Here is an 11,008-nt window from a genome sequence, read left to right as displayed (position 1 = left end):
GGGCGCGTCAGCCTCCCGCGCCGTCACGGCCGCCTCGGCGAGGCGGCCCTACCTGTTGGCTGTAGAATCCGCGTGGCGCTGCAGATCACTCACCACCATCGGCGCCGATGAAACCACCAACCCATCCCAAGCCCGAGGGTCCCCATCATGCCTCCGATCCACCAGAACTGGGCGTGATCCCCGCCTGGCATCAAGGGAAGCGTGACGTTCATGCCGTAAAGCCCAGTAAGCACGGTGAGCGGCATGAAGATAGTGGCAATGAGCGTGAGCACCTTCATCACCTCGTTCAGCCGGTTCGACATGAACGACAGGTGCGCATCGAGCAGCGCTGTCACGCGGTCGTGGAAGGTATTGGCCTCCTCGGTGAAGCGCACGAGATGGTCATAGACATCGCGGAAGCGGTAGGCCAGCGGCTCCTCAATCGCGACGTACTCGCGGCGAGCGAGCCGCGCCACGGCGTCACGCTGCGGCACCGTGATCCGTTTCAGCAGACCGACATCGCGCTTCAGCTCCATGATTCTTCGGACGATATCTTTGTCTCGTCCTTCCAGTACATCGTCTTCCAGCGCCTCGAGCCGATCTTCGAGCTGGTCCAACTCCGGGGCGTAATGGTCGACCATCGTGTCGACAATGCGATGCATCAGCGCACCCGGGCCTTCACCGAGCAGCCGTTCGTTTCTGATGCATAGGTCTTTGATCCGCGCGATCGAGCGCGACGTGCCGTCGTGCACGGTCACCAGGTAGTGTTGCCCAAGAAAGAAGTCGACGTCGTGGGTGGCAAATGCCTCGCCGCCCGCCTGGTACGCAATGCCGTGAAGAACCAGGTAGAGGTAGTCATCATAGGACTCGATCTTCGGATGATGCACCTCGGCAATCGCGTCCTCGATCGATAGCTCGTGGAACCGGAAGAGGCCGCTCAGCAGGTCTTCAGCCGCGGGTTCGGGCAGCGCGATGTCCACCCAGAGGTTGACGAGGCTGTCTGGCGCCAACCACTGGGGGTCGACGCGGTCGGCCTGTCGTGTATGGTCATCGACGTGGGCGAAGACGCTAATCATCGCTGAGATCGCGGCCTGGGCGATGAGTATACCGGCCGGGCGCCGTCGCGTGGTCACCGGCCGTGGTCACCGGCCGATGTGGTCACCGACCGATTGACACTCGCCTCGGGACGATGGCATCGTCGTCGAAAGAGCAGGGGGCGCCCCTCGAGGGTGCCCGACGCGTAGCCGGAGCGGACGTATAATGAGTTCCTACGCAGCTTCTTCTTTGCAGGGAGCAACCATGCCGACGCAGGCGGTCACCTATGTCGATGCCATTCGGCATCTGCCGGCCGGCAGCACTTTGATCATTCCCGACGTCTCCTGGGCAGAGTACGAGCAGCTTCTAGCTGATCTGGGCGATGGCTACGCCGTCCGACTCACCTACGACCAGGGGAGGTTGGAGATCATGAGCCCTTCGTCCAGGCATGGAAGATACACCGCGTTCGTGTCGCGCGTCGCGGATGTGCTCGCCAGCGAGCTGAAGATGAACGTGGAGAGCTTTGGCTCAACCACCTTCAAGGAGCCGGCTTTGAAGCAAGGCGCCGAGCCTGACACCTGCTTCTACGTGCAACATGCGGCCCAAGTCGTAGGAAAGATGGATCTCGATCTCGCCGTCGATCCACCACCGGACGTCGTCGTCGAAATCGACGTTTCTCACAGCTCCAAACGAAAGCTCGCGTTCTACGCCAAGCTCGGCGTGCCGGAAGTGTGGCGATTCAAAGAGCCACGTGCCTCGATATATCAGCTCACCAGAACGGAATACACCGAAGCCTCGACAAGCCTTGCGTTTCCCGGGCTTACGGCTGACATGCTAACCGCGGTCCTCCTGCAAATCCGGACGGACAGTGCACAGGCTGTGCTCGAGGTATTCCGGGAATCGCTTCGGAAGCTCCGCAAGACATAAGCCCAGCGCCCCGCGATCGGTTGGCGGCCTCGCGTCGTTATTGTATGTAGCCTCTCGGCCTGGGTCGTCTCCCGGGCTCGGCGGCAGCGCGCACGAGGTGCCTCATGGCCAAGAACATCGTCGTCTGCTCCGATGGAACCGGAAACACCGCTATCAAAGGGCGGGGCACGAACGTGTTCAAGCTCTACGAGGCCGTCGACCTCAATGGACATCGTGTCGACCCTGGCCTCAGACCGCAGGTGGCCTTCTACGACGATGGCGTGGGGACGGAGAACTTCAAGCCAATCAAGATCATCGCGGGAATGAGCGGTTATGGATTGAGCCGCAACGTCAAGCAGCTCTACAAGGAGCTGGTTCGCATCTACGACCCAGGAGATCAGATTTTTATCTTCGGCTTCAGCCGCGGCGCGTTCACCGTGCGGACGTTGGCGGGCCTCATCGCCACGTGTGGAATCCTCGACACGTCGAAGACCCCTACGACCCGCGATCTACACCGAGCGGTGGCACGAGCCTATCGCCTCTATCGCTACCGGTATCGCACGTCGCTCGCCCGCGTGCTCTTCGGTCCACCAGACGACAAGCGGCTGGAGGCATTCAAGAAGGCATGCTGCCTGGGTGACGAGGCGCGCATTCGCTTCGTCGGTGTCTGGGATACCGTAGACGCCGTCGGGCTGCCCTTTCACCTCAGCGACATCCTCAACACCGTGGTCTACCGGTACAAGTTCCCGGACTACCGTCTCAGCCCGCTCGTGGACCGCGCGTGCCACGCGCTCGCCCTCGACGATGGGCGCCACTCGTTCAATCCGCTGCTGTGGGATGAAACGCAGGAGGCCAACGGGCGCATCACGCAAGTCTGGTTCGCGGGAGCGCACTCGAACGTGGGCGGCGGCTATCCAAAGCAAGGATTGTCGCTGGTGGCGCTGGACTGGATGATGACAGAAGCAGAGCGAGCCGGCCTGCGCTTCAACGTCGAGGAGCGTGAAGCTTACAGCCAGCACGCGAATGCAGACGACAAGTTGTACGACCCGCGCGCCGGCTTGGGCATCTTCTACCGGTGGAAGCCGCGTGACACCCACGCCATCTGCCAAGCCAACGGCGTTGCACCAAAGGTACATGTCACCGCGCTGGAGCGTATCGCCCACGGCACCGACGACTACGCTCCAGGGAACGTGCCCACGGGTGCGTCGCTGGTCTTCACCTCGTCGTTGCGATCTGAGGCCGATGCCTTCCGGGGCGCACGCACGACGGCGCTTCAAGAGGTCGTGCAGCTGCGATACGCGGAGCCGCTGCTCTCTGGCGTCCGGCGCGCGGTGTTCGTCGGGCGGCTCTCGTACTACCTCTACCTCGTGACGTGCACGCTCGTCCTGATCGCCGCAGCGGGTGGGAACAGCCTCCCCGCCCTGCTCGATCCGGGCACGCTCTTCGCAAACCTGGGCCGTCTCATCGCCGGCTTGGTGACGAGCCCGCTCCAGACGGCGATCGACATTGTCCGGGTGCTCCTGTCGAATCTACGCCTCGCTGCCTGGCTCTCTGCAGGTCTGATTGCCGCGTATGTCATGTCGCTCATCGCAGATCGCACGATGAGCGCGAAGTTCTCCTGTTTCTGGTTCGCCCTCCAGCGCGATCTGAGAGCGGCGTTGAAGCAGGTGCGGCAATCGTTGGTGACACTCGACGGTCAGCATCGTCCCCGTCACGTAGGATGATGCCGAACGTAGGGACAGGGGTGAAAAGGTACCCGGTTCCTTTTCTCAGCGCGCATCACTCTTCAAGCATGAACGGATAGCGGTAATCCGTCGGCGGGACGAACGTCTCCTTGACGGATCGTGTGCTGACCCACCGCAGGAGGTTGAGCTTCGAGCCGGCTTTGTCGTTGGTCCCGGACGCGCGGGCGCCGCCGAACGGCTGCTGCCCGACTACCGCACCGGTGGGCTTGTCGTTGATGTAGAAGTTTCCCGCCGCGTTGCGCAAGATGTCCGCCGCGACACGAATCGCCTGCCGGTCTCGTGCAAAGACGGCTCCGGTGAGCGCGTATGGCGATGTTCGGTCGACGAGCTGCATGGTCTCGACGTAGCGATCATCCTCGTAAACGTAGGCGGTGACGACGGGGCCGAAGATCTCTTCACACAGAAGGCGGTGGGCCGGGTCATCGGTTTCGATGAGCGTTGGCTGTATGAACCAGCCTTGCCGATCATCGGCCTGGCCACCCGCAAGGATCTTTGCGTTGCGCCGTGCCCCCTCGAGGTATCCGCTGATCTTCTCGAACGAGCGCGCATCGATGACGGCGCCCATGAAGTTCCGAAAATCGCGGATGTCGCCCATCGCAATGTCCTCGACCATTGCGACGATACGGTCGCGCACTTCCGGCCAAAGCGAGCGCGGCACGTAGACGCGGCTTGCGGCCGAGCACTTCTGTCCCTGGTATTCGTAGGCCCCCCGGACGATCGCCACCGCAGCCGCGTGCGCGTCCGCTGACCTGTGAACGACGACGAAGTTCTTCCCGCCCGTCTCGCCCACCACGCGCGGGTACGAGCGATAGCGGGCCATCTGGTCGCCGATCGTCTTCCACATCGAGTTGAAGACTTCCGTGCTCCCCGTGAAGTGCACGCCCGCGAGATCTGGGTCCGAGAGCAAGCGCCCTGAGATAGCCACTGCGTCGCCCGGTACGAAGTTGATGACTCCAGGTGGCAGCCCGGCCGCTTCGAGCAGGCGCATCGTGTAGTACGCGCTCAGCACCGAGGTCGACGCCGGCTTCCAGATGACCACGTTTCCCATCAGGGCGGGCGAACCGGTGAGGTTCCCCCCAATGGCGGTGAAGTTGAATGGCGACACCGCGTAGACGAAGCCCTCGAGTGGGCGATACTCCATCGTGTTCCAGACGCCCGCGCTGCTGATTGGCTGCTCTCCATACAGCGCTTGCGCATACGCCGCGTTGAACCGATAGAAGTCGATGAGCTCGCAGGCTGAGTCGATTTCCGCCTGGAACGGCGTCTTCGACTGACCAAGCATGGTCGCGGCGTTGAGCGTGTCGCGCCAGGTCGTTGCGAGCAGCTCTGCCGCACGGAGGAATACGGCGGCGCGGTCTTCCCATGGCCAGCGCGACCACTCCTGGTGCGCCTGCCGTGCCGCCTCCAGGGCGCGCTCGACCAGCTCAGGCGTTGCTCGATGCCAATCAGCCAGCACATGGCCGTGATCGTGCGGCATGACCGCATGTCCCAGGTTACCGGTGCGGTACTCGTTGCCGCCAATGATGATGGGAATCTCGACGCGCTCGGCTGCGATTGCGGCGAGCCGCGCCTTGAGCATCGTACGCTCCCCGGTGCCCGGCGCGTAGGAGCGCACGGGCTCGTTCACGGGCGCGGGCACGTGACGACGGCTTGAAAAGGCGCCAACGGACGAGGGCGCAGCGCCCGGGGAAAGCTCCGCAACGCTGGGTGTTGCGGCGGGGATGTCCTGGGTCGGAGTAGCCATGGGGTCTCAGGTCCTATGTCGTGGTTCGATGAATTCCACACCAATATCCTTTCCAGTTTATCAGCCCCCGGTCCGGGCTTCGAGCACCGCAGGCCGCCTGTCGAGAGACACCTGTCCCCTTTCCGCACACGCGGCTCACAACCAGTCCGGAGAAGGGGCGTTCTGGTTCGGCGACAACGGACGCCTCGGCGGGGCGTCCTACCTTCCGCTCATGGTAGGGCGCGCCGAACGCGCCGTGCTAGTTCCCGAAAACGAGCGCTGTCGCCGGTTCTGGCGCGATGAGGTCCTGCGGACCGTCCTGGTTCTCGCTGGGATTGGACCCACTGCGCTGCAGCCGCTGCTCCAGGCGCGCTCGGAAGCACGCGCCAACCTTCAGGCCCGTCCCATCATGGAGCACAACCTCGTAGTCTCCGCCCCGGGACGCACGGAGCTCGCGTATGCGTGTCACGTTCACAGCGTGACATCGGTGGATGCGCACGAACTGGTCACCGAGCCTGGCCTCGATGTCCTTCATCGTTTCGCGGATCGTGTGAGAACCGTGGTCGAGGTAGAGGCGTGCATAGTTGCGCTCCGCCTCGACCCAGTTGATCTCGTCCGGCCGCACGAACGCGGCGCGCCCCTCGTTGCGCACCACGATACGGCCGGTCATGGCGTCAATCGCTGTTGCCACGGCATCACCTCTCCCAGGGTACGGCGGCCCCAAAGTCACCTGACAAGTCACCCGACAGGGGTCGGCCTCTTTGCTCGATCTGGGACAGGTGCCGTCCGTTATCGGACACCAGCAACACGTCGAGAACCTCCACACGCCCTGCGCTCGTGTGAACGGCATCGCGGGTCGCGCGAGGCGCCAACCGAATCGCGTGTGGCGCTTTGTCCAGCAGTTGCACATGAATACGGCAATCCACCGCTCGCGGGTCCCAGAAGGACATCGATATAGACGTTGGATCAGGCCGTGCGGTGCACAGGCCCAACGTCGGAACAGATCCTGAGACAAGCGAGCGGCGTGCCAGGCGACTGCAGCGCTTTCATCGTCGTGGCAGTCGTCTCACGACCCGAGACAGCACACACCTCCCGGGTGGACATGCGCATGATCTCAACCACGAAGATAGCGCGCGCTCTACGCTCTCTTCCGCCAGTATCGGGCCAGACCTAGCCAGCAGTGCTCGAAGGGAACCGCGAGCGCATACCGTTGGAGCGTTGCCTCATCGACGTGACGTCGGAGCTCGCGACGGAGCTCCCCGACAAACCGCTGTTGTCGCGCCTCATCTGCCGCGCCGGCCTCGGGCGGCTCACTGGCCCCCTCGACGTTGGCGGCCGGCTCATCGAGCAGCCGGCGCGTCGAGACGGCCAGTCGCTCGAGGCGATCGAGCATGTCCGCAAGGTGAGGGCCCGGCGCCGTGAATGGTCCAAAGTGCGTGAGGAACAGCGTGTCTGGCTGCCACGCGCGAATTCCTGCGGTGCTCGTGCGCCACGCTTCGAGGTCGACATCGGGTGGCGGCGTCGGTGGCAGGGCGATGGATGATGAGGGAAGGCGCACCCCTGCCACATCGCCGACCAGCGCCACCCGCGACGCGGCGTCGTAGTAGCTGACGTGGTGCGAGGCGTGGCCGGGCGTGTACAACACGCGCAGCTCGCGGTCGCCAACGGTGAGCGTCTCGCCTCCCTCGAGCGACGTCACGTTGGCCGGCGGCACCGCTTCCACCTCGCCCCACAGCGCTCCCATCTCATCCCCGTACAGGCGACGCGCGCTCTCGAGCAGACGCGTCGGGTCAACGACGTGCTTTGCGCCCCGCTCGTGGACGAAGACGCGTATCCTCGGGTTCTCGCGGACGAGCGTCCCGGTCGCCCCGGCATGGTCCAGGTGGATGTGCGTCAGCAGGATGGCCTCCACGTCCGCCGTGCGGATACCGTTCCCCTCCAACCCGGCCCGCAAGCCGCCGAGCGAAGCCGCCGGTCCGGGATCGACCAGGGTAACGCCCGACGCGCCCTGTAGCACGGCAGTTGCGATGATTCCGGGCGTTTCACGATAGTGAACGTCGACGAACCCAAACCCAGACGCGAGCATCTCCATAGCCGCTCATCGTAGATCAGGCGCCGGCCACACGCTCGACGATGTCGATCCTGCGGTAGCAGAGAGAGGGCGGTCCAAGGGGCCACCCTACCTTCCTGCCGGTTCTGGGGCGCTATACTGGGATCAGTGACCCTGAGACATGGGGTTCTCGAGGGTTTCTGATTCGTACACTATGCCGGATGAGCATCCGCAGACGGGCGAGCTAGTAGACGAGCGGCCGGATCAGCGCACCCAGGAGCCGCCGCTCTTCAAGGTGATTCTCCTCAACGACGACTACACGACGATGGATTTCGTGGTGCTGATCCTCGAGGAGGTGTTTCACAAGTCGCCGGCGGAGTCGTTTCGCATCATGATGAAGGTACACCGGGAGGGGCGCGGGCTCTGCGGGTTGTACCCGTTCGAGGTCGCGGAGACGAAGGTGACGGCGGTTCACGAGCTGGCGCGCCAGTACGGGTTTCCGCTTCGCGCGAGTGTGGAACCGGAATAGAGAACCATGTTTTCCTCTTCAGTTGAGCTCCTGTTGGGTGTCGCGTATCGCGAAGCGGTCTCGCGACGCCACACGCACCTGACGCTGGAGCACTTGTTGTACGTCTTGGCACACGACCCCGAGGGCGAGCGGATCCTCGCCGCGTGCGGCGCGGATCTGCCACGACTGCGCCACGACCTGGACCGCTTCCTGCAGCAGCACGTCGAGACGCATCGACGCGGCGATCAGAAGGAGCCGGAGCAAACGCTGGCGTTCCGGCGGGTGCTCCAGACGGCCGTCCTGCACGTGCAGAGCGCCGGCAAGGGAGAAGTCGAGGCGGGCGACCTACTCGCGGCGCTGATGCAACAGACGCGGTCGCACGCGGCGCAGCTCCTCGAGGCACAAGGCGTCACCCGGCTCGACGTCCTCGAGTACATCACGCACGGCATCGCCAAAGTGCCGATGGTTCGCGAGACGAGCCCGCGCGGACCGGCGCCGGCCGGCTCTGGCGACGAAGGATCCGCCACCGCACGAAATCCGCTCGACGCGTATGCCGTGAACTTGACGGCACGGGCGCGGGCGGGGCGCCTCGACCCGCTGGTCGGGCGCTCACTGGAGCTCCAGCGGACGCTCGAAGTGCTGTGCCGCCGTCGCAAGAACAACCCAGTCTTTGTCGGCGAGGCGGGTGTGGGCAAGACTGCGCTGGCGGAAGGGCTCGCGCAGCGGCTCCTCGAGGAGGACGTGCCGGATGTGCTCGCGGAGGCGAACGTCTACACACTCGACACGACGGCGCTACTCGCCGGCACACGCTTCCGCGGCGACTTCGAGGAGCGATTCAAGGCTGTGATCGGCGCACTAGCCGCGCAGTCGAAGCCGATCCTGTTCATCGACGAGATGCACGCCACGATTGGCGCCGGTGCAACCACCGGCGGGACGATGGATCTCGCCACGCTGATCAAGCCCGTGCTCGTCGCTGGCGAGATCCGCGTCATCGGGGCGACCACGTTCGACGAGTTCAAGCAGATCGAGAAGGACCGCGCGCTCGCCCGCCGGCTGCAGAAGATTGTCGTCGAGGAGCCGTCCGTCGAGGAGACTGTCGCGATCCTCAGAGGGCTGCAGCCGCGCTACGAGGAGCACCACGAGGTGACCTACACCGATGGCGCAATTGACGCCGCAGCCAAGCTTTCGTCGCGGCATCTGCGCGACTATCGGCTGCCGGACAGCGCCATTGACGTGATCGACGAGGCGGGCGCAATGCTGCGCTTGCAGCCGCTCTCGACTGACGCGGGCGCCGCTGCCAACGCAAAGGCGGTGGCGACAGTCACGCTAACGCCCGCTCCAACGCCGCCGCCGAACGAGGACGAGCGCCCACCGCGGCGCCGCGTCGACACGGCAGACATCGAGCGTGTGGTCGCGCGCATCGCACGTATTCCAGAGAAGCAGACCTCGTCATCCGACAAGGCGCGGCTGCGCACGCTCGAGGAAGCTCTCAGGCGCGTCGTCTTCGGCCAAGACGAGGCGGTGCACGCTGTCGCGACAGCCATCAAGCGTGCCCGCGCGGGTCTCGGCAGCCCCGACCGGCCTGCCGGGTGCTTCCTGTTCACCGGGCCGACCGGCGTCGGCAAGACCGAGTTGGCCAAGCAGCTCGGGACCCACCTCGGCAACGAGTTCATCCGCTTCGACATGAGCGAGTACATGGAGAAGCACGCCGTGGCACGGCTGATCGGTGCGCCGCCCGGCTACGTCGGCTTCGAACAGGGCGGCCTGCTCGTCGACGCGATCCGTGCCCACCCCTATAGCGTGCTCCTGCTCGACGAAATGGAGAAGGCGCACCCGGACGTCTACAACATCCTGCTGCAGGTGATGGACCATGCCACACTGACCGACAACGGTGGGCGCAAGGCGGACTTTCGGCAGGTGATTCTCATCATGACGTCCAACGCGGGCTCGCGAGAGATGAGCGCCACGCCAGTGGGTTTTGGGAGCTTGTCGGCGTCGAAGTCAGGCAGAAGCCGCGCGAAGACGGCACTGGAACGAGTGTTCAGCCCGGAGTTCAGAAATCGTCTCGATGCCATCGTCACATTCGGCGACCTCACGCCGGAGGTGGTCGAGACCATTGTCGAGAAGTTCATTCTGCAGCTCGAGGCGCAGCTCGCCGAGCGGCGTGTGGCCATCACGCTCGAGCCGGAGGCGCGCGCTTGGCTCGGGCGCAAGGGGTACGACCCGCACTTCGGCGCACGCCCGCTGGCGCGGGTCATCCAGACCGAGGTGCGAGATCCGCTCACCGACGAGATCCTCTTCGGTCGGCTCGAGCATGGCGGTAACGTGCGTATCAGGCTCGACGGCGAGAAGCTCGCCTTCGACATCACGAGTTAGTGACCGCAATGGACAATCCCTCGAAGGAACGACCGAACGCCGAAACCGATCAGGACATCAAGGTCGTGGACCGCCGTTGGTGGGCGCAGCGTGACGAGCCTGCGTCGACGCGTGCCGATGCCGCAACCAATGAACCGTGGCAGCCAGGCAAGCCCAAATACGTCGAGGAGCTCGAGCTTCGCCTCGCGGAAAAGAATGAGCTCCTGCAGCAGTACATCACCCAGTACAAAGAGGCATCACGGGAGTTCGAGGAGGCGCGCGCACGGCTCAGAAAGGAGGTGGCGCGCGACGCGGAGCTGGGGCGACGCGGGCTCCTCGTCGATCTGCTCGAGGTGATCGACAACCTCGATCGTGCGCTGGAGACGGCGCGGCGCCAATCTGGCACCGAATCGCTCATTCAAGGTGTGGAGCTGGTGCGTCGTCAGTTCTTGCTGAAGCTCGAAACGTATGGCGTCACGCGTCTCGATCCGCTGGGCGAGCGGTTCGACCCCACGCGTCACGAGGCGGTCACGACAGTCCAGACGGCGGAGCCTGGCCAGGACGGTCTCATCACCGGCGTCATCGCCCCGGGCTATCTGATAGGCGCCGAGCTCTTGCGGCCCGCGCAGGTGGCCGTCGCCCAAGCCCCAGCCCTCACGTGAGAGAGAAACGGGGACAGCCCCCGTTTTTCGAATAGCGGAAAACGG

The 11,008-nt window shown here is 64.5% G+C and carries 9 protein-coding genes; 5 read left to right on the top strand and 4 right to left on the bottom strand.

The features are described from left to right. Positions 1-89: 89 nt before the first annotated feature. The gene (gene corA / locus GEV06_16360; GenBank protein MPZ19470.1) at positions 90-1,055 is read right to left on the bottom strand and encodes a magnesium/cobalt transporter CorA; all 966 of its coding nucleotides are present in this window, start codon (positions 1,053-1,055) and stop codon (positions 90-92) included. Positions 1,056-1,239: 184 nt separating this feature from the next. Here corA and GEV06_16355 point away from each other — a divergent pair, with 184 nt between their 5' ends. Together GEV06_16355 and GEV06_16350 are read left to right on the top strand one after the other, a co-directional pair. Continuing rightward, positions 1,240-1,941, top strand: a complete 702-nt coding sequence (locus tag GEV06_16355; protein ID MPZ19469.1) for a Uma2 family endonuclease — start codon at positions 1,240-1,242, stop codon at positions 1,939-1,941. A gap of 104 nt (positions 1,942-2,045) precedes the next feature. Further along, positions 2,046-3,644, top strand: a complete 1,599-nt coding sequence (locus GEV06_16350; GenBank protein MPZ19468.1) for a hypothetical protein — start codon at positions 2,046-2,048, stop codon at positions 3,642-3,644. Between the two features lie 55 nt (positions 3,645-3,699). Here the strand turns inward: GEV06_16350 and pruA are convergent, their stop codons facing one another. The 3 genes from pruA to GEV06_16335 all read right to left on the bottom strand — a co-directional run bounded on the left by pruA (position 3,700) and on the right by GEV06_16335 (position 7,480). Then, positions 3,700-5,409, bottom strand: coding sequence for an L-glutamate gamma-semialdehyde dehydrogenase (pruA, locus tag GEV06_16345; GenBank protein MPZ19467.1), 1,710 nt, complete (start codon positions 5,407-5,409; stop codon positions 3,700-3,702). Positions 5,410-5,647: 238 nt separating this feature from the next. Next, a complete protein-coding gene (locus GEV06_16340) occupies positions 5,648-6,298 on the bottom strand; it encodes a hypothetical protein (protein ID MPZ19466.1) in 651 nt (216 codons plus the stop codon). 228 nt (positions 6,299-6,526) lie between these two features. After that, complete coding sequence (locus tag GEV06_16335) at positions 6,527-7,480, bottom strand: MBL fold metallo-hydrolase (GenBank protein ID MPZ19465.1); 954 nt, start codon at positions 7,478-7,480, stop codon at positions 6,527-6,529. 172 nt (positions 7,481-7,652) lie between these two features. On the opposite strand from GEV06_16335, the gene GEV06_16330 reads away from it, so the two are divergent. Genes GEV06_16330 through grpE form a run of 3 tightly spaced genes read left to right on the top strand, consistent with a single transcriptional unit; the run spans position 7,653 to position 10,963 of the window. Then, positions 7,653-7,967 carry an ATP-dependent Clp protease adaptor ClpS gene (locus GEV06_16330; GenBank protein MPZ19464.1) on the top strand — a complete coding sequence of 105 codons (315 nt, stop codon included), beginning with the start codon at positions 7,653-7,655 and terminating at the stop codon, positions 7,965-7,967. 6 nt (positions 7,968-7,973) lie between these two features. Further along, positions 7,974-10,322: an ATP-dependent Clp protease ATP-binding subunit ClpA gene (clpA, locus tag GEV06_16325; protein MPZ19463.1), complete on the top strand. Its 2,349-nt coding sequence runs from the start codon at positions 7,974-7,976 to the stop codon at positions 10,320-10,322. 8 nt (positions 10,323-10,330) lie between these two features. After that, the gene (gene grpE, locus GEV06_16320; protein MPZ19462.1) at positions 10,331-10,963 is read left to right on the top strand and encodes a nucleotide exchange factor GrpE; all 633 of its coding nucleotides are present in this window, start codon (positions 10,331-10,333) and stop codon (positions 10,961-10,963) included. Positions 10,964-11,008 lie beyond the last annotated feature (45 nt).

The organism is Luteitalea sp. (assembly GCA_009377605.1).
GTDB lineage: Bacteria > Acidobacteriota > Vicinamibacteria > Vicinamibacterales > Vicinamibacteraceae > WHTT01.
The sequence above is the reverse complement of the archived record's forward strand: the minus strand, read 5'-3'. Positions and strand labels throughout refer to the sequence as shown.

What these genes read in the sequence shown, in the direction of transcription:
- corA (MPZ19470.1), bottom strand. Translation starts at nt 1,055, where the DNA reads ATGATTAGCGTCTTCGCCCACGTCGATGACCATACACGACAGGCCGAC.
- GEV06_16355 (MPZ19469.1), top strand. Translation starts at nt 1,240, where the DNA reads ATGAGTTCCTACGCAGCTTCTTCTTTGCAGGGAGCAACCATGCCGACG.
- GEV06_16350 (MPZ19468.1), top strand. Translation starts at nt 2,046, where the DNA reads ATGGCCAAGAACATCGTCGTCTGCTCCGATGGAACCGGAAACACCGCT.
- pruA (MPZ19467.1), bottom strand. Translation starts at nt 5,409, where the DNA reads ATGGCTACTCCGACCCAGGACATCCCCGCCGCAACACCCAGCGTTGCG.
- GEV06_16340 (MPZ19466.1), bottom strand. Translation starts at nt 6,298, where the DNA reads ATGTGCAACTGCTGGACAAAGCGCCACACGCGATTCGGTTGGCGCCTC.
- GEV06_16335 (MPZ19465.1), bottom strand. Translation starts at nt 7,480, where the DNA reads ATGGAGATGCTCGCGTCTGGGTTTGGGTTCGTCGACGTTCACTATCGT.
- GEV06_16330 (MPZ19464.1), top strand. Translation starts at nt 7,653, where the DNA reads ATGCCGGATGAGCATCCGCAGACGGGCGAGCTAGTAGACGAGCGGCCG.
- clpA (MPZ19463.1), top strand. Translation starts at nt 7,974, where the DNA reads ATGTTTTCCTCTTCAGTTGAGCTCCTGTTGGGTGTCGCGTATCGCGAA.
- grpE (MPZ19462.1), top strand. Translation starts at nt 10,331, where the DNA reads ATGGACAATCCCTCGAAGGAACGACCGAACGCCGAAACCGATCAGGAC.